This is a genomic window from Weissella minor, assembly GCF_001437425.1.
Lineage (GTDB): Bacteria > Bacillota > Bacilli > Lactobacillales > Lactobacillaceae > Weissella > Weissella minor.
Genome location: NZ_JQCD01000018.1, coordinates 712 through 19773, shown reverse-complemented (window position 1 = coordinate 19773; position 19062 = coordinate 712). Strand labels below are relative to the sequence as shown.

Here is a 19062-nt window from a genome sequence, read left to right as displayed (position 1 = left end):
TCAAGTTAAGTTCATATGCTGTGAAGCAACAAAAACGGCGAGGTTCCGGCACCTGTACAAAATATATATCCGCTAAAGCCAGCCACAACACCAATTGTTGTGACACTAATCAAAACCTTATATTCAATAAACGTGCGAAAACAGCCAAGTTCAACAATGATAGTCCACTACCAGCTAAAAAAGCGTGTGAATAGCTTCAAGCCTTTAACAACTGACCTCAGACCAAATATGCCCCGTGATACGCTTAAACGCAGAGAATCAAACTTTGAAGCCTAAAGCATCACCACAAAAAAAGTCGGACAAATTAAATTTGTCCGACTTTCTTTAATTCAATTTTTCATGCACATTCATTAATGGAAGAATGAAATATAGAATCCGGCGATAACCAACATAATCGCACCACCAAGACGATTTCCCATTTGCGCAAATCCAATTAAGTTCATACGGTCTGAAGCAGCAAGAACGGCAACGTTTCCGGCACCACCCATACTGTTGTTACAGAATCCAGCAGTGATAGATGCTTCGATTGGGTACAAACCAAATAGGTATCCGATAAATCCAGCGGCAATACCAATTGTTGCGACACTAATCAAAACAAGTAGCACGAACTTTACATTCAATGAGCTTGCCAAAACATCCAAGTTCAACAATGATAGTCCAACACCAGCCAACAAAGCGTGTGTCATGTTGTTTGTAACTGATTGTCCAAACAACACAGCTGAATTTTCATAGTATTCTGGCAATAGACCCAAAGCCTTAACCAAGATAACTGACAAAATAATGAAAGCATAGCTATTGATGCTTGGAATCAATGAATTAAGCAATTGTCCAATCATGTAGAATGACATTGCCATAATCAAACCAACACCAAGTTGCTTCATGTTACTGAAGTCCAAAGCCTTCTTCTTAGCTGAAGTATCTTCATCTTGATCACGCATAATTTGTCCGTGACCATTCCACTTGCTGTTAATCATTGTCTTTGAAACAACACCAGCAGCAATAATGGCAACAACGTTTCCAAGCACTGTAGCTGGGAACAATTGTGACAAGTATGTACCGGCTGATCCACCTAGTACATTAGCATAGATTGATGACAATGGAACGATTCCGGCTCCAACACCACCAGCCATGATTGGGAAAGCAACATACATAATTGATTGTGTAAAGCCATTACCCATCAACATTCCAGCTAATCCAACAACGAAGAAACATACAGCCATTGACAAGAAGGCAACAGGCATGAAACGAACAGCTGCACGAAGCAACATCTTACGATCCATAGCCAAAATTGAGCTCGTAATCAATGAAACAATGAAGAAGTCAATGAAGCCCATGTTGCTAGTAAAGTTACCAGCTGTCTTCACCAATTCTTCTGGAACAATCCCAACATATGATAGAATAGCTGCCGCAAACATTGTAAATACGGCTCCACCACCAAGATATGTTTTAAATACTGGTAAGTTAGCTCCTAAATAATAAAAGATATCTCCCATTAAGACAAGGACGAAGATGGCACCCAACATGTTGTTAGGCAATACACCCATATTCACCACAATAACTAGCAATACTGCCATTAAGGCATATGCCACTAAGCCGATTCCATCAACCTTGATTGACTCTAGCTTAGAAAAAATTGATTTCGTATCCATGACACTAAATCCTTTCCGATTCCTAAAAATAAGTTCTTATTTACACTCTTAAGTATATGATTTTTTTCACAAAATACAAGCACTTTATTTATATTTTTCAAAAAAAGTTGCAAAATAACAATTTTTTTAAAATATTTAAAATGACGTTGTGCTTTTAAATAGAAAAACCTATCGCCAAAAATTTGACGACAGGTTTTAAATTTATTTTAATCGTTCAAGTTATAACGTAAAGTCATATTTGCTGAGCCCAAGGTAACCATCTCACCTAATAATTTGGTTTGACGAGCCACAGAATCATCAGCAAGCTTTTGATTTGCATCAGCTAAGACATCCTCAACATGCTCACCAGCAACTACAGCTGCATCTGCTTCATGTTGGATTTGTCGATATGCCGTCATCGCCTGTAACTCAAAGGTATTTCTTAAATCGACATACAAATCATAATTCGTATCACCAAGTAATGCAGTCGTACAACTCAACCAGTACATATTATTAAGATCAAACGTTGCACTTGCATCACGATATGAAGCTGGTGTATCGGTCACATTTGCATAGAATGGCACAACTGTATTAAAGGTATTAGCGCCGAAGGCAAGCCAATGAATACCTGCAATTTCAGCAGGGACATTGTTTCGGATTTGTAAAATATGCACATTATGATTTCGATTTAGCCCAATTGACCGGAATAATTTACGGTCACTTTCGCTACCACTACCATATGGGTCGTATTGTGTATTTTCGTAGTGCGCACTTAAAATAAATTTTACATCTTCAATCGAAATTTTACGATTGGCATGCGCAATAAATGGTAAATCTTGTTCCATCGGCTCATGTTCAACGGCTGGTGTTAAGTATTTTTGTCCATACCAAACACGTGGATTATTATAAACCGTATCCTTGATAGAAGCAGATCCAAAGATATGGCGTAAATTATAACCATCAAAATCTGGATTTAATTGATTTTCATCAATGAATTTTTTCAAATCGGCTGATGACAATGTATCATCCCCATCAAAATCAAAAGCGTCAATGCTCATACGATTTGCTGCGACCACATAAGCATCATCGGGAATCCGTACTGCAGCCCAGTGATGCCCACCAATTGTTTCTAACCACCAAACTTCATCTTGATCAGCAAAGGCAATCCCATTTGGTTCATATGTCCCATAGTCTTCAAGCAACATGCCTAAACGTTGCACCCCTTCTTTGGCAGAATGAATATAAGGAAGCACCAATGTGACAATATCTTCTTCACCAATACCGTTATCAATGAATGGGTCCAACGCTTGAATACGTGGATTCGTTGTGATCGTTTCCGTTGCCGACATCGCCACATTTTCTGCATTAATTCCAGCTGCTGGCCAAATTCCATCGGTCAACACCGCATTAGGCATTGATGTATAACGCATGGGGTCATCTGGTAAATCAATAGTCACATGACTCAAAACAGAGCTGTAGTGACGCGGTTGCTCGTCGGGGGTAACAACTGTAAATCTTTGAGGATCAAGCGCTTCATGCCCATCATCGTTACGTGAAATAATTGTTGATCCATCTAACGACGCCTTCTTACCTACTAAAACCGTCGTACATGAACCATGCACTCTATCTGTCATCTGTGTACCATCCTTTATTTATTGATAGTTTCAGTATAAACCTTTTTCAACCGCCTTGCTGGGCTCAAACGCCACCTCATTTAAGCCAAAATTTATAGCTTGTCCATGTGATATACCGTTTTAATACAAGTATTTTGCATGCTTGTTTGATTAAATTCCACAAAAAAAGACCACCAAAATAAATTGTGGTCTTTTTTTATTACAAGAAATTAGTCTTCAATCTTAGTAACCTTGTTCTTGTCATCCTTTTCAACCTTCATATCTGACATTGGAATGTAACCAAGCTTCTTAGTTGTCTTCTTCATGTCATCTGATTGAACGAACTCAATATATTGCTTTGTTTCCTTACTTGGGTTCTTTGTTGTGTACATGTGCTCGTAAGCCCAGATCTTCCACTTGTTATCGGCAACGTTTTTATCCGTTGGCTTAACATTATCAACACTAAGTGTCTTCAACTTATCGGCACTCTTACCTTGTGTATATGAAAATGCTAGATATGAAATTGCACCTGGTGTTTGTCCAACAATCTTTTGAACCGCACCATTATCATCTTGTTCTTGTGATGACTTAGCTGACTTTCCATCCAAAACATTTTGTTCAAAAGTAAAACGAGTTCCAGAACCTTGTGCACGGTTGATTAAGACAATCTTTTCATCCTTACCGCCTAGTTCCTTCCAGTTGGTAATCTTTCCTGTAAAGATATCCTTCAATTCATCAGCAGAGACATTCTTAACATCAACATCTTTGTTTACAACTGGTGCGATTCCAACTGCGGCAACTTTGTTGTCCTTCATCTTGTCGGCATCAACACCCTTTTTTTGTGAAGCAAAGATATCTGAATTTCCAATATCAATTGACCCCTTACCAACTTGGCTCAATCCGGCACCAGATCCACCACCTTGAACGTTAACAGTAATGTCGCTGTTCTTTTCAGTGAACTTTTCACCAGCTTCTTGAGCCAATGGTTGCATCGCAGTAGAACCAACAGCCATCACTTTACTATCAGCTTGTGCAACTGTGGCACCGCCCAAAATTGTGGCTGCAGCCAAAACGCTAGCACCAAGAGTTGTCTTAATCAATGTACTTTTCATGAAAGTATCTCCTTTTAAAATTGCATGTTCTTATAATTAATGTTGAAAGTGATTGAATAATTTTTAGTTGTAGTAGCAAGTATTAGAAGACCCAACCTCTTTCAACAAAACCTATTATAGACAACCAATGTATAAACGCTGTAAGTTTCATGGGTTTTGTGTAAGCATCGTGTAAACATCTTATTTACAATCGCCAGAACCCCTACTGCAATCACTTTCTATAAAAAAATAAAATGGATTATTTTTGCAAATAATCCATTTTATGGTGTCTTTATTTATGCTTCCAAGTAAATATCACGAAAACGTTGGATATAATCAGCCGGTAATGCTAACCCTTTTTGTAAATAATTTTCGAATGTGCCAAAGGCTGCTTCAATTGTTTGCACTGATTGTTTCAAATAACTTGCATCCACTTCAAATAATTTTTGCAAGCCGACAAGGTCTTCTGGTGTGGCATGTACATGTGTTTGAATTTCAGCAATGGCACGTTCATTTTCCACACGACGCATATCATTTGTTAATAAATAGTCTTCTAGAATTGTGTGATTATCAATGCCAGCAATTTTTAAAATTAGGGCAGCCGCATAGCCTGTTCGATCTTTACCCGCAAAACAATGGAACACAATTGCTTCGGGTTGTTCAATCAAGTGCATCAAAAAGTCATGGTATGCTTGTTGCGCTTGTTTAGACAAAACGAGCTCAGCATATGTATCAAGCATAAAAGCTTGCCCTGCTTCTGCATTTTGTAACATGGCATCAAAACTTGGCGCGCCGCTACCAGCACCCAAAACATCAATTTGTCGATAAGCAATACCCGTTACATCTGAATCTGGTGTATTTTGAACTTCTTCATCAGTTCGAAAATCAATAATTGTCTTAATTTTTTTATCAGCTACTAATCCTGTTTTTTGAGCATCAGTCAAATCAGTTAGTTGTGCACTTCGATAAAAATAATTTGGTTTGAGCATTCCTGCTAAACCAGTGTATCCACCAATATCTCGGAAATTTACAATATCCAATGTTTTTTCATCCATCTTTCACGCCCTCCGCTTCTATTTATTTCATTATAACGAAAAAAGCGACCCAAATCAGGTCGCTTGAATCAACTGTTTACTATACTTGTGCTTTAATTGCAGCCAAGCTCACTTCTTGTGTTGAGGCGAGCGTTACATCACCAGTTACACCAATCCCAATGGCCAATTCATTGGCCCCACGAATTGATTGGATTCCTGCCTCAGAATCTTCCAAGCCCATCACATATTGTGGGTCTAAATCTAAAATCTCAGCAGCTCGCGCAAAAATTTCTGGGTCAGGTTTACCAGCATGTAAACTAGCTGGATCAACAATGCCGACAAAATAGCTCGTCAAACCTAGTCGTTCTAAAATGAATGGTGCATTTTTTGAAGCAGAAGCCACACTCATCTGATAACCATTTTCTTGCAATTCATCCAAAAAGTTTTTCATCCCCGGTAAATTATCATCGGGTGTCAATGTCGCAATGAGTTCCTTATATGCGTCATTCTTTGATGTTGCTAACGCCTCTTTTTGAGCGTCAGAGTATTTATCAACAATGTCGCCAGCCTCCAAAATCATATTCAATGAATCCATTCGGCCAATCCCTTTTAAATTCTCTTGTAATTCGGGATTCCAAGTAACCCCCAGACTTTCGGCTAATTGCCGCCAAGCCATCGTGTGAAACTTAGCTGTATCTGCAATGACCCCGTCCATATCAAACGCGACACCTTTTATATCGTTAAACTCAACCATTTTTATGCCTCCAAACTCACAACTAAAGGCTCATCCGCCATTAGTGTATAAACATCACCCGCAACTTCGACCCGCATCTCATGATCAGATGTAATTGAAATAAAAGCATGCGTTTCAATAATATCAATTAACGTATTCTGATAGCGTTGCTTAAAGTGCAATGATTCCCATGAAGTTGGCAAATGTGGATCAATTTCTAGCATATCACCGGTCAATTTAACACCACCAAATTTATTTTGAACCACTGCCAATGTTTCACCCATCACACCAGTATGGATACCTTCAGCGGTTGTTCCACCTTGAATATCATCTACATCTGAACGAATGGCACTTGATAGTAAAGCTTCAGCCTCATCTAAGCGTCCTAGTTCAACATCAATACCAGCAAAAACGGGACGTGATGTCGTTGAACCATGAACTGTACGTGCTAAGTAATATTCTGTATTTGCCAACAACCAATCTGCTTCAACTGGATAACCTAATTGGTTCAATAACTTTTCAACATGCTTACTGTCAAAGTTATACATGAGCATCAATAAGTCAGTTTGCTTTGCAACTTGGTAATCATCGGGAGACTTACCTTCTGCCTTTAGCAAGCGATCAACACGGTGAATATCACCATACTTTTCTGTATAAGCTTCAAAATCCAGTTCCTTCAAATTGAAGTAGCCTTCATATTGCGCAAAGACACCTTCGTCATTACGTTCTAAGCGCAAACCGTGAGCAACATCTGAAACTTTTTCCATCATCAATTCATCAAAGTCATCACTAAATGCAATTGCCTCAAATGCTGACAATTCATCCCCTAGTTCCAAAATCCATTCCAATAACCAAGCTAACATCACATTGGTGTAAGCATTATTTTTCAAACCGCCTTCATTTGAATCTGGGTAAGCTTCGTGAAATTCATCAGGTCCCATCACACCACTAAGGTCGTAGATGTCATCTGATGCAAGTTCGACCTTGTTAAGCCAGAACTTCGCAATCTCCAAAATCATGGTTAAGCCACCATTATTAAGTAAGCTTTCATCACCTGTAACCTTTGTATAAACCCAAAGATCATACGCAATCGCAAGACTCACATGACGTTGTAAGCGAGAATTATCTGGAATCCATGTGTTATCTACTGTATTCAAATGAATCACTTGTGCTTGTTCGTCCCCATAAAGTCCCGCTTGCCATGGGAACATTGCCCCTGCTTCTTGTTCTTTGTGAGCATTCGCTTGTGCAGCAGCAAGTCGTTGAATACGATATTGAATCAACGCACGCGCCGTTCGTGGATCGTTAGCAGCATAATAAGGAATTAAGAACAACTCATCCCAAAAAATATGTCCACGATAGCCTTCACCAGTTAAACCACGTGAGCCAACGGATACATCAAGCGATGGATTTGCGTTTGACTGCGCTGCTTGACGTAAATGGAAGACATTCATGCGAAGCAACTGTTGCATAGTGGTATCCTCAGCAACCAACTCGATATCAGCTTCGCGCCATACTTGTTCCCAATAATCAGCACTATCCAAACGAACTTGTTCAAACGAAGTCTCAGCCATTAACTCAGTTAATGCGGGCGCGAGCTCCTCAGAATAATCTTGTGACGTAATCACAGAAATATTTTTTACTAATGTAGCTGGAACGCCAGGTAACAACTCTGTTGTAAAGGACTCCACCAAATTTTCTTCAACAATATCAACCGTCTTTGGCAAAAGCTGACTTTGTTGGAGCACCTGTGTATCAACACCAAGACCAATGTTAATCCCTGACTGGCGTGTTTTAACAAATACTTGTTGTGCTTCAATATCGACACCGTCAACATCAAATTCACGTGATTCAAAATCACGATAACGCTTCACATTTTGATTGATAATACTTGTATCAACTAAACTTTCAAGTTGCACCTTCGCTTTAAAATCAGTCGAAATTTGTACTTGCAAGGCAATTTGACGCCAAGCAATTGGATCAACAACTTTTGTTGTCGCAACCGTCACCGTACCGTCACTTACCTTAAATTGATGAATTTCAGTTAAGGCCCCATTATCAAAATGTAAGGTACTTTCACGTTCTGATAATTTTTCTTGCGTTAACAATTCACCATTAACATTGATTTTAATCAATTGTGGATTGGGTAAATTCACTAAATCTTCATTTACAACGTCACGACCAGCAACAGGTGTCTTTGTTTGATTGAACACCCCTGCAACATATAGTGCAGGATAGTGGTTTTCATCATACGTTGCCCAAACCGGTGCACCACGCCAACCAACATACCCATTTCCCAATGTTAGTAAGGCTTCTTCTCCGTATGACTTAGCTTGATCAGTAATGACATCATATTTCAGTTGCCAATTTTCAGTACTCATGTGAACATCCTTTCTACAATCAATAATAATTATTCAACAGCGTCTTTAAAGACATTCTTCTTTTCAGCTTGACGTGCATTTTCCAAATCTGAATCTGAGAAGCCCCAGAAATAAACACAGATAAATGAAATAACCACCGTCACAGCTGATGCAATAACAAAGGCCCAAATATTAAATGAGTTTGTTGGTGAGAAGAATGAGGGGAATCCAATCAATGATCCGGTAAATCCAAACATATCAACCTTCATTAATCCTGCCAATAAACCACCAATGGCACCACCAATATTCGACATCCAGAAGACACGACCGTACTTCAAGTTAACCCCATACATGGCAGGTTCAGTAACACCAGCAAAGGCTGACAAAGCACCGGCTAATGATAGCCCCTTCAAATTTTCATTCTTAGTCTTGGCCCAAACAGCTAAAGCTCCTGCACCTTGAGCAACCATTGTGAAGCTAATTAATCCATTCAAAACTGAGTGTCCAGTTGCTGCAATGTCGTTTGAGATAATTGGAATAACCATCCAGTGCAAACCAAAGATAACCAAGCACTGATAGAATCCACCAATAACAAATCCAGCCACAGCTTGATTAAGCGTTACTAACCAATTAATTCCAGCAGCCAATCCAGCTGAAAGCAATGAAATAACCGGTCCCATAACAACCAAGACTGTAATTGTTACGATAAATACAGTGAACAAAGGTTGGAAAATCGAACGTACTGCTAATGGCAAATGCTTCTTCAACCAATTTCCGACTGGACGTGCCATCCATGCCGCAAAAATAATTGGGAAAATTGAGTATGAATACTGTGGGATGTGAATAGGAAGCCCGAACAAATCTGCGTTCAAAGGCACATTAAATAATGTTGGCATTCCTTTAGTTGGTGCTGCCCAAAGTGCCGCAATTGATGGGTGAACCAAAACACCAGCAATCGTTGCGACGACAATTGGATCAGATTTCAATTGCTTAGCCGCACAGAATCCAACTAGAATTGGTAGGAAGTAAAAAGCTGAGTCACCCATCGCATTGATAATGATGAATGTACTTGACTCCGGATCAATCCAATGTAAGTTTTGCGTAAATAACGTCAAGAATCCCTTCAGAATACCTGAAGCCGCTAACAATCCGATAACCGGAATCATTGATCCCGTAATCGTTCCAATCAAAAGTTGAAAGGCATACTTAATCCAACCAATAAATGACGTCGGTTTCTCAGCTTCTGGTGTTGAATCGGTTGTCTCAGTATCCTCTTCTGATCCGCCAGCATAACTAGCTCCTAATTGTGCAATAACCTCATCATAGACATCTTCAACCGCTTGCCCAATAACAACTTGATATTGACCTAACTGTTTGTTATAAACAGCACCTGCAACACCATCTAAATCAGTAATCGTTGCAGTATCGGCTTTAGTTTCATCTTTTAGATAGAAACGCAAACGTGTAATACAGTGAATCACTGAATTAATATTTTCTTTACCGCCAACGCCTTCAATAATGGCACTAGCCAATGCTTTATAATCTTGTCCCATAACTTTTACTCCTATAATTATTTAACGTTCAGCCGTCCCAAGTTCTTGCGTTGCTTTTACAGTTCGCGCTGCATCATCAATTTTTAACGTTGCCCCTAATTTTTGTTGATTTGGCATCACAACCATCACTGTCTTATCAAGCCCACTTTCTGCAATTTGACCCCAATCAACTTTTACAAGTTCATCACCAGGTTCAACAATATCGTCTTCAGCGACTTCGGCATGAAATGGCGCTCCTTTCAAATTCACAGTGTCAACACCAATGTGAATTAAAAATTGTAATCCATCTGCTCGTTGTAGCCCAATTGCATGCCCTTGTACCATCGTGACCTTTGCATACACTGGCGAAACAATTTTGGCGTCCTCATCGGGTTCAATGGCATAACCAGTTCCCATCATTCCTTGTGAAAAAACTGGATCAGAAACATCAGACAATGGTAAGATATTCCCATTTGTCACCGTATAAACACGTTGATCATCAACTAATTCTTTCTTCTTCTTTCCAAAACCAAACATATGTTTACTCCTTAAATATATTTATTAATGTCTCTTGGCAAAAACAACACTTGAAAAGCGATCGCCGCGATGTCTCGATTCGGTATATGACAACACACGACTGTCTTTCAAATACGTTTTACTACGAACAACAACAACGGGTGTACGCACTGGAATGTTCAAAAGCCGCCGATCTTCAACTGTCGCTTGTTCTACGGTCAAAGTTTTCACAGCGTAATCAATTTCTAATCCCAAATCTTGTTCAAAATATCGGAACAATGATGTCTTTGCATCAGTTTCCGTAATTTCCGGTGCAACGGATTTAAGCACATAATCATAATCAACAATGTCTGGCTCTGCATCAACCATCCGGACCCGGACAATTTGTTGTACCGGTTCAACTTCTTCAGCGCCGAAAATCTTAGGTATCACATCAGCTTTAAATGAAATTAACCGATTTTCTGATTGCAAATTCTCACTATTAACAAGTTCGGTATAACTCATAATTTCAGTTAACGGAAAATGAAATTGCTTTTGATCAATTGCAATTGTTCCTTTACCTCGCAAGCGTTGTACATAACCATCTTCAGCCAATTGTTTCATGGCCTTACGAACAGTTTCGCGAGCAACACCATAATTCATCATTAATTTATGATCACTAGGTAATAATTTACCTTGTTCAAATTCACCAGCATTAAGCCGATCTTTTAGATCAAAATAGATCTCCCGATATTTTTCCATCACGCTCCCTTTCCTTACATTAATAATGTACCAATTTATGAAAGCGGTTACAACAAGATTATACAACCACTCTCGCAACATGACTAGTCATGTCGTTGAAAACGCTTACCACAGCAACACATTCGCACCAGACAACTTTTTGCAATAAAAAAAAGCATTCCACTAGTAGAATGCTTAAACGTTTAATTTGTAGATAGATTGGCCTGTTGTAATCGTAAATTATCAGCTAGTAAATCAGCTAATCTGGCCCCCATTGGTTTAAAAGTTGTATAAGTAATAACACCTGACGTCACGCCACCAACAAGCGGCACTGACTTAGTAATGGTCTGCCCTAATGTTTGATGGCTGATGCGATGTCCAACCATAATCCCAATTTTCTTTAACATCGGATGGCGTAAGGTTTCAACTGCCGCTTTTCCGGCAATTTTAGTCCCAATGGGACCAGCCATCTTTTGCGACCCCACATAAATGAGTGACGCTGCTCCCGATACACCTAGCATCGCGCCAAGTAAACCAAACAGGCGCATACGTTCGGCTTCATTTAAATGTGTGCCTTCAGTGAATAATTCATCCTCTCCGAACAAATATGCCATTTGTTGCGCCATTCTTAAAGCAAGTGAGAAATACTGCATGACATCAAAAGTCCCAGTTCCCATCATAAACAGCGGATTGCTGGGCAACCCGGCCGCAATAGATCCCGTTGTTGCCTTACTCACATTCTCTTTGATTAATTTATCAGCCATCTCACGCAATTCATCAGCTGAATAATATGCTTGTGGTCCATCTTTTAAAATACCTGATAATTCCTTAGACCCTTTAAATTGCGACTTCAAAAAACTTTTTCGGTCAACATGTACAATTGGTAACTTAATTAGCGCATCAACTGTCCGATTCGCTAATTGATATTTATCTTTACCCATATGCTCCCCCATCATCTTGAAAGATTTTTGTATATATATGATACCTGATGGTAGTTTAAAACGAGCATAAAATAGCTAGTCAATTAATAGAGAATCAAAATAATCAAAAAAAGCATCATGATCAACGTCGTAGATGAATTGTAAAGGATTTCCATTCACCTTTTCTTCTGTGCGACCACGACTAGGCCCACTTGTGTGAACGACCACATTTTTAGTTGTTTGCTTGCCTAAGCTTGGGTTATGTGCATATAAGGTTGTTAACACATCCCACAAATAATAGGTTGAATTTGTTTCAAAGTGGGTCAATGCTGGTACAGTAGCATACATTTGACCAACAAAATCAATTAACTCATGTTGTCGTTTACTTGCCCAGCGCAGACGAATTTCTGGCGTTAACGGAACTTGACGTGTACTTTCTAAGCCAACCATTTCAATCTGGATGCCACTCTTTACAACAATGTCAAAAGCTGTTGGATCCCAAAAGACATTCCATTCTGCCGTCCCATCTTGTTCCGGTTCCGCAATATTACCAGCTTCAAAGGTTCCACCCATCACAACTAATCGTTTAATTTTTTCAATCAGACTTGGCTTTTCAGACAACACTCGTCCCAAATCACTAACCGGCCCGGTAAAAATTAAAGTAATTGGTTCATGTGTTGTCTCAAGTAAATGACGCAAATCAACCGCCGCCGAATTTTTTGATAGTTCTGGAAGACCCCCTTGATTCTCATTTAAAATCGGCAAAGCATCAACGATAAAGGTTTGCATGCGCCATTCTTTAGGAAACGGATCATTTGTTTTGGCATCCGACTGGCTAAGCAACAAGTTATGGTGCTTTGAAAAACGTTGAATCATTTTTTGTGAAGCGCTCACCGCCGGTTCAATATAACAGTCTGCTGGTACAACACCAACCCCGACTAATTCCAACTCCCCTTTTTGCTCTAAACGCAACAACATCAATAATGATGTTAAATCATCAACGCCACCATCATGACTAAAATAAACTTTTTCCATCAAAGTTTCTCCTATCTTTAAAACGCAAACAATTTCTATAAATATAATTAAATCAACCAAGGTAATCATAACATTAAAACAACAAAATCTGTTCAAAAAGCTTTATTTACGAACTTATTAAATATAACTGACATTTCGGCCATTAATGTCAATATTATGTTAAAATATACACATATCATTATTGCAAAGGTTTAGTATTTAGGAGATTGTTATGAATGAACAAACAGAACATGTGAAATTATATAAATCAGGAAAATTTTGGGTATCAGCTGTCGTTGGAACTCTATTTTCTACAGCAGCATTAGGTTTAAACACCGTTGATGCCCACGCTGATGATGGTACGGCTACAAAGGCCAACGCCACACCAACAATTGAGCAACAAGGTTCTACTCAAACAAATCAAGCCGAAGTAACTCTGGACGCAGCAAAGACAACTGCTGACCAAAACGCTACTCCTGCAACATCACAAGCTGCTTCAAACAGTACAACAGAGCAATCAACTAGTGCAGCTGCTTCTACGCAAGCTGTTAGTTCACAAGCTGTATCAACCAGTGCGAGTCAATCAGCATTGGCAACTGAATCAGTTGATACACAATCAGCAGCGCCAGCATCTGCAACTGCAGCAGCAACACAAAAATATCCAAACGGAACTTATAAAACTGATACATCAAAGTCTTATAAGAAGGCCGGCGCCACTACTGAAACATCAACTATGCAACAGTACATGGGCAATACTGGCTCAATTAAAATTAATAATGACCAAACAATCATTACTTTACCCGCTAAAAATGCAATGACAGCCGGTTGGCTTCAAAAGATAACACTAAATGGCTACACTGGTGTTAAGAATGGGACAGACTTTTCATTCACCATTCCAACTTCTGAATTGAATGCACAAATGAACGGATTTGTTAAGGTTTATGCTGACCTAGGATTTATGGTTATCGATGAGGAACAACCTTTTGCACTTCAATTGGATCTTAGCCAAGTAACGGCTGCTGCTGAATCAAATGCAGCTTCTCAATCTGCAGCTCAGTCTCAATCAATCGCACAATCTAATGCTGCTTCTAAGTCTGCAGCGCAATCTCAATCTGTTGCACAGTCTAATGCTGCTTCTAAGTCTGCAGCTCAATCTCAATCTGTTGCACAATCTAACGCTGCTTCTAAGTCTGCGGCGCAATCTCAATCTGTTGCACAATCTAATGCTGCTTCTAAGTCTGCGGCGCAATCTCAATCTGTTGCACAGTCTAACGCTAATTCTCAATCAGAAGCGCAATCTCAATCAACGGCCGAGTCTAAATCAGCCACTGATTCTAAGTCAAATCGTCAACTAGCAGACGGTAACTTCTCAACTACTGGAAGTTACAAGAAATCTGGGTCACAAGAATCTTCTTCAATGGGACGTCACCTTTCTTCAGACGTGAAAGTTTCAATCAATGGTAATCAAACTGAACTTACCATCACAGCAACATCAGAAGAATCTGCTAATATGATACCAAAACTTACCTTGAATGGTATCGTTGGTCAAAAAGATGGATTAATTTGGACATTCAGTCTCCCAACTAGTGCTTTATCTGAAATTCTTTCAGGAACTGTCACTGTCCAAGCTGGCCCCTACAACAATACGCAACCTTTCGATTTGTTAATTGATACAACTGACATCCCAACTGCTACGACGCCCGATTCACAAGCACCTAGCGAATCTGAAACGGGATCACAATCTCAGGAACAAAGTCAAAGCCAAGACAACAGCGAAGCTCAATCTGAAGCCCAGAGCCAAGACAACAGCGAGGCTCAATCTGAAGCTCAAAGCCAAGACAACAGTGAAGCTAAGTCTCAAGCTCAAAGCCAAGACAGTAGCGAAGCTAAGTCTCAACATGTCGAAACACCAGAAACAAAGTCACACGCGGACAAGCAACTTTCATCTGACTCTGCAACTGAAACAGTTGTAGAAGTATTAGGTGGTTCTACTGCACCTGCAACTTCTGAATTCACAGTTGCTACGCCTGAAGCAAAAGCTGTTATTAAGCAATCAGCTAAAAATTCAGGTAAGCAAGAACTTCCAAATACAGCCGGAAGCCAAGAAGCTGTCCTAACTGGACTTGGTGTCCTAATCGGTACAATTGGACTTGGTGGTGCGCTTAAAAAGCGTCATTAATCGTCAAAAAAGAAGCTAGTTATTTATAAAACTAGCTTCTTTTTTATTCATTATTTTTTGGAAAACAAAAGAAAAAAGCGTTCATAACTGAACGCTTTTTCATTTGCTATTAATTATCCTTGAACATTGTGTTTTGCAGCCATTTCAGCAGCGTAACGCTTGTTTCCACGATACAAATCAATCACTGTCCAAGCAAGTAATGCCAAAACAAGAATAATTGCAATGTAGGCAATGATGTTTGCTTCAAGCAATTGTCCACTTGTAATGTTGTCGCCAAAGAATGCAGCAATAGCACCAGTCTTACCAGGAAGACTAATCAAGTTCAAAACAGTTAATGAAATAACTGATACCCAACCCATAATCTTAATAATCCATGAGTTCTTGAAACGATCCCCCATTTCAACCTTACTATCAGTCATCATCAACAATGGAATCATTGAGAATGGCAAAGCGAAAGCAAGGAACACTTGTGAGTTATTCATGAGGTTATTAATCGCTTCGTGTTGTTGTACTTCTGGCTGACCAGCTGTCATCAACACACAAAGAATAACTGGAATAACTGAGATTAAACGTGTAATCAAACGACGAGCCCATAGTGGCATGCGCATGTGCACGAATCCTTCCATGATAACTTGTCCAGTCAAAGTTCCAGTAATAGTTGAATTTTGACCTGAAGCCAACAAAGCAACCGCAAATAATACTGACAATGCACCTGACTTAGCAACGCTAATCAAAACTGGGTTGCTCAAAGTAGATGAATCTGAAAGTGCATGGTACAAACCAAAGAATGATGGATCTTGAACAGCACCACTCTTAAACACTGCAACACCCATAATCAACAACAATGCATTAACGAAGAATGCAGCAGTCAATGAGATATTTGAATCCCATGTGCTGAAGCGAACTGTTTGTGCAACAGATTCTTCATCATCATGATCAATTTGACGTGTTTGTGAAATCGCTGAATGCAAGTACAAGTTGTGAGGCATAACTGTAGCCCCAATAATTCCCAATGAACCGCTCAAAGCAGTCATTCCATTAACTTCCTTAGTTGAAAAAGCTTCAGCTGAAGGTACCAATCCTTGAACCACAGCGGCCCAATCAGGATTTGACAAGGCAACTTGATAAACGAATACGAATAAAATAACCAAAATCAAGGCAACAACGATTGCTTCAATCTTACGGAATCCAATTTTTGTCAATAAGAGCAATAATAGAACATCTAATACGGTAATGAAAACCGCAATAATTAATGGAATTCCAAATAATAGATATAACGCAATCGCAGCACCAATAACTTCGGCAATATCCGTTGCCATGATGGCTAGCTCAGTCAAAATCCAAAGAATAACACCCAATGCTTTACTTGTTCGCGCACGAATTGCTTGCGCTAAGTCCATCTGTGTCACAATACCCAGTTTAGCTGCCATGTATTGCAAAAGCATCGCAATTAAACTTGATAGTAAGATAACAGACATCAATAGATATCCGAAGTTTTGACCACCGGTAATTGATGTTGACCAATTACCTGGATCCATATACCCAACGGAAACTAATGCACCCGGTCCTGAATAACGTAACAGTGTCTTCCAAAATCCAGCATCGGATGCTTTTGGAACGGGAATTGTACCATTGATTTCCTCCAATGACTTTCCATTGGCATAAGAAATCAATCCAAACTTCTTCTTTGGCTCCTCAGTAGCCTTTACCTCTTCACTCATATTACCCACCTTTCTATTATATGTATGAGTGTTCGAGTATCTTAAAGCATATGCACCTTAAGGTATTCTTTAACGTAACTCATTGTACGCTCCCATTTTAAATATTGCAAACATTAATATTATATTTAGACAAAATTACTATTTATTCTATTTGTAAAAATTATTTTACATATATAATAAAAATATTACACAGTTTTTTTGTTCATTTCGTTAAGAGTTTATTATTAATGTTACTTGAAAATGACAACGCTTCCAAAACAAAAAAGACACGGAAACCGTATCTTTCGCATTTGCTATTCATATAAATATTGTAAGTCACTAGCGACGCTCGGATACACTGGTACCCACTTGTTTAAATCTTCTGATGTGTGCCCATTTGCAATCATTTCAGCAAAATAGTTTAAAAGCTCTTCTGCATTGGTTGCTAGGACTGTTGCACCAACAATCATTCCCGAATCATGATTCACAACAACCGATGTCTGTGCGCTTACATCTTGAATTCGATTATAGGTATACCAGCCAGACAAGTCATAAACTTTAATTTCATATTCAGCTGGATTCTTTTTAGCAACATCAAGACTAACGCCCACTTGTCCCAATTCAGGACCTGCAAAAACCAATTGCGCAATTGTTGGATAATGAATCGGTTCAGAAATCTCTCCACTGATTAATTTCGCGACATATCGCCCTTCAATGCCAGCTACAGGTGTTAATTTAGGTGCTGGTGAAGCAGCTACATCTCCAATTGCATAGATATTTTCAACAGTGGTTTGTAAGTATTCATTGACTTTAACCCCACCAGTCTCTGCCATTTCAACCCCAGCTGCTGATAGATCCAATGCCGCAACATTCGCTGGACGCCCCGTAGCAGCATACACATGTTTAAATCCAGCTACAGTCTCGTCATCTGTACTTACTTCCAATTCATTAGCTGTTTTCTCGACACGAGTGACATGTGCATTCCAGTGAAAATGAACGCCCTTTTGAATTAGATTATCCGCCACTTGCTTCGTATATTCTGCGGGAAAAGCCTTTAATATTTCATGATCACGTTGAAAAACATGAACTTCCACGCCCGCGGTCACTGCTATATTAGCCAGCTCAATGGCAACATATCCCGCACCAATTATCGCGATTTTTTCAGGAAAAACTTTTTCATTCAAAAAATCATCACTAATTTCAATAAATTCAGCACCTGGAATATTGGGTACCGCTGCCTTGGCTCCCGTCGCAATAATTATTTTATCTGCCGAAAGTTCTTCGCCTTCCAAATCAATCGCATGGTTTGACAATAATTTAGCGGTCCCTCGATTATGATGAATATTTGCTTGTCGCAATCCACCTTCTGTCGCCCCTGGAATTTTTGATGTGTAACTGTCTTTAAAATCAATCATTGCAGGCCAATCTACAGTCAGCTCTGCTGTCCGTGCCAATCCTTTAGTCTGATATAGAGATGTTTGACGTTTTGCCTCAACCACACCATATAACATCTTTTTGGGATCACAGCCACGATTCGGACAAGTTCCACCCCATAAATCGTTCTCAACAATTAATACTCTTTTTTTATCGGCCAAAGCGTAGGCAACTTGCTGTCCTGCCGGGCCGCCTCCAATTACTACTACATCATAATCATAGCGCATGATTTATTTTCTCCTTTTCGATAGTATTGTTACGATAAGCGTAGCTTTCTCATGCCTAAATGTCAAAATGTTATATACAAAAAACCTTCGAGTTGGGAAGCTCGAAGGTTTCTTTATTTACACATGCTAACTTGTGTTCATTATTTTTAGGAGTAGGAGTAGGTTATAAATACAAGCATGTGTTTTTTCTTTTATTGTTACGATAGAGCCTTGGGTAACTCTATGTCTTGTATTATGCCCATCTAAGAATAAAACAACATTAAATAGAACCAAACCCAACCTTAAATTCTTCTCCCACCCTTTTAACCACAAAAAAACTTCGAGTTGGGAAGCTCGAAGGTTTCTTTATTTACACATGCTG

At 39.3% G+C, this 19062-nt stretch carries 14 protein-coding genes; 1 reads left to right on the top strand and 13 read right to left on the bottom strand.

Going from position 1 to position 19062, the window contains the following annotated elements:
- Positions 1-350: 350 nt before the first annotated feature.
- The 11 genes from IV67_RS01695 to IV67_RS01645 all read right to left on the bottom strand — a co-directional run bounded on the left by IV67_RS01695 (position 351) and on the right by IV67_RS01645 (position 13182).
- Positions 351-1649, bottom strand: a complete 1299-nt coding sequence (locus IV67_RS01695; RefSeq protein ID WP_057786498.1) for a 2-hydroxycarboxylate transporter family protein — start codon at positions 1647-1649, stop codon at positions 351-353.
- A gap of 206 nt (positions 1650-1855) precedes the next feature.
- Positions 1856-3262 carry a C69 family dipeptidase gene (locus IV67_RS01690; RefSeq protein ID WP_057786495.1) on the bottom strand — a complete coding sequence of 469 codons (1407 nt, stop codon included), beginning with the start codon at positions 3260-3262 and terminating at the stop codon, positions 1856-1858.
- 209 nt (positions 3263-3471) lie between these two features.
- Positions 3472-4353 carry a phosphate ABC transporter substrate-binding protein gene (locus IV67_RS01685; protein WP_057786493.1) on the bottom strand — a complete coding sequence of 294 codons (882 nt, stop codon included), beginning with the start codon at positions 4351-4353 and terminating at the stop codon, positions 3472-3474.
- Between the two features lie 275 nt (positions 4354-4628).
- The gene (locus IV67_RS01680; protein WP_057786491.1) at positions 4629-5387 is read right to left on the bottom strand and encodes a tyrosine-protein phosphatase; all 759 of its coding nucleotides are present in this window, start codon (positions 5385-5387) and stop codon (positions 4629-4631) included.
- A 79-nt stretch (positions 5388-5466) separates the two neighbouring features.
- A complete protein-coding gene (pgmB, locus tag IV67_RS01675; RefSeq protein WP_057786489.1) occupies positions 5467-6120 on the bottom strand; it encodes a beta-phosphoglucomutase in 654 nt (217 codons plus the stop codon).
- Between the two features lie 2 nt (positions 6121-6122).
- Complete coding sequence (locus IV67_RS01670) at positions 6123-8480, bottom strand: glycosyl hydrolase family 65 domain-containing protein (protein ID WP_057786487.1); 2358 nt, start codon at positions 8478-8480, stop codon at positions 6123-6125.
- 29 nt (positions 8481-8509) lie between these two features.
- Entirely contained in the window at positions 8510-10012 is a 1503-nt protein-coding gene (locus tag IV67_RS01665) for a PTS transporter subunit EIIC (protein WP_057786485.1), read from the bottom strand.
- 21 nt (positions 10013-10033) lie between these two features.
- Positions 10034-10528, bottom strand: coding sequence for a PTS sugar transporter subunit IIA (locus IV67_RS01660; RefSeq protein ID WP_057786483.1), 495 nt, complete (start codon positions 10526-10528; stop codon positions 10034-10036).
- A gap of 24 nt (positions 10529-10552) precedes the next feature.
- Positions 10553-11248: a trehalose operon repressor gene (gene treR / locus IV67_RS01655; RefSeq protein WP_057786482.1), complete on the bottom strand. Its 696-nt coding sequence runs from the start codon at positions 11246-11248 to the stop codon at positions 10553-10555.
- A gap of 182 nt (positions 11249-11430) precedes the next feature.
- Positions 11431-12168, bottom strand: coding sequence for a hypothetical protein (locus IV67_RS01650; RefSeq protein ID WP_057786480.1), 738 nt, complete (start codon positions 12166-12168; stop codon positions 11431-11433).
- Positions 12169-12243: 75 nt separating this feature from the next.
- Positions 12244-13182, bottom strand: a complete 939-nt coding sequence (locus IV67_RS01645) for a nucleoside hydrolase (protein ID WP_474193374.1) — start codon at positions 13180-13182, stop codon at positions 12244-12246.
- 211 nt (positions 13183-13393) lie between these two features.
- Here IV67_RS01645 and IV67_RS01640 point away from each other — a divergent pair, with 211 nt between their 5' ends.
- Positions 13394-15340, top strand: coding sequence for a KxYKxGKxW signal peptide domain-containing protein (locus IV67_RS01640; protein ID WP_057786476.1), 1947 nt, complete (start codon positions 13394-13396; stop codon positions 15338-15340).
- A gap of 113 nt (positions 15341-15453) precedes the next feature.
- On the opposite strand, the gene IV67_RS01635 is transcribed toward IV67_RS01640, so the two are convergent.
- Together IV67_RS01635 and IV67_RS01630 are read right to left on the bottom strand one after the other, a co-directional pair.
- On the bottom strand, positions 15454-17061 hold the full coding sequence (locus IV67_RS01635) for an Nramp family divalent metal transporter (RefSeq protein ID WP_057786474.1): 1608 nt from the start codon (positions 17059-17061) through the stop codon (positions 15454-15456).
- 293 nt (positions 17062-17354) lie between these two features.
- Entirely contained in the window at positions 17355-18701 is a 1347-nt protein-coding gene (locus IV67_RS01630; RefSeq protein WP_057786472.1) for a dihydrolipoyl dehydrogenase family protein, read from the bottom strand.
- Between the last annotated feature and the right edge of the window lie 361 nt (positions 18702-19062).

What these genes read in the sequence shown, in the direction of transcription:
- IV67_RS01635 (WP_057786474.1), bottom strand. Translation starts at nt 17,061, where the DNA reads ATGAGTGAAGAGGTAAAGGCTACTGAGGAGCCAAAGAAGAAGTTTGGA.
- IV67_RS01680 (WP_057786491.1), bottom strand. Translation starts at nt 5,387, where the DNA reads ATGGATGAAAAAACATTGGATATTGTAAATTTCCGAGATATTGGTGGA.
- IV67_RS01640 (WP_057786476.1), top strand. Translation starts at nt 13,394, where the DNA reads ATGAATGAACAAACAGAACATGTGAAATTATATAAATCAGGAAAATTT.
- IV67_RS01685 (WP_057786493.1), bottom strand. Translation starts at nt 4,353, where the DNA reads ATGAAAAGTACATTGATTAAGACAACTCTTGGTGCTAGCGTTTTGGCT.
- IV67_RS01695 (WP_057786498.1), bottom strand. Translation starts at nt 1,649, where the DNA reads ATGGATACGAAATCAATTTTTTCTAAGCTAGAGTCAATCAAGGTTGAT.
- IV67_RS01645 (WP_474193374.1), bottom strand. Translation starts at nt 13,182, where the DNA reads ATGGAAAAAGTTTATTTTAGTCATGATGGTGGCGTTGATGATTTAACA.
- IV67_RS01630 (WP_057786472.1), bottom strand. Translation starts at nt 18,701, where the DNA reads ATGCGCTATGATTATGATGTAGTAGTAATTGGAGGCGGCCCGGCAGGA.
- IV67_RS01690 (WP_057786495.1), bottom strand. Translation starts at nt 3,262, where the DNA reads ATGACAGATAGAGTGCATGGTTCATGTACGACGGTTTTAGTAGGTAAG.
- pgmB (WP_057786489.1), bottom strand. Translation starts at nt 6,120, where the DNA reads ATGGTTGAGTTTAACGATATAAAAGGTGTCGCGTTTGATATGGACGGG.
- IV67_RS01665 (WP_057786485.1), bottom strand. Translation starts at nt 10,012, where the DNA reads ATGGGACAAGATTATAAAGCATTGGCTAGTGCCATTATTGAAGGCGTT.
- IV67_RS01670 (WP_057786487.1), bottom strand. Translation starts at nt 8,480, where the DNA reads ATGAGTACTGAAAATTGGCAACTGAAATATGATGTCATTACTGATCAA.
- treR (WP_057786482.1), bottom strand. Translation starts at nt 11,248, where the DNA reads ATGGAAAAATATCGGGAGATCTATTTTGATCTAAAAGATCGGCTTAAT.
- IV67_RS01660 (WP_057786483.1), bottom strand. Translation starts at nt 10,528, where the DNA reads ATGTTTGGTTTTGGAAAGAAGAAGAAAGAATTAGTTGATGATCAACGT.
- IV67_RS01650 (WP_057786480.1), bottom strand. Translation starts at nt 12,168, where the DNA reads ATGGGTAAAGATAAATATCAATTAGCGAATCGGACAGTTGATGCGCTA.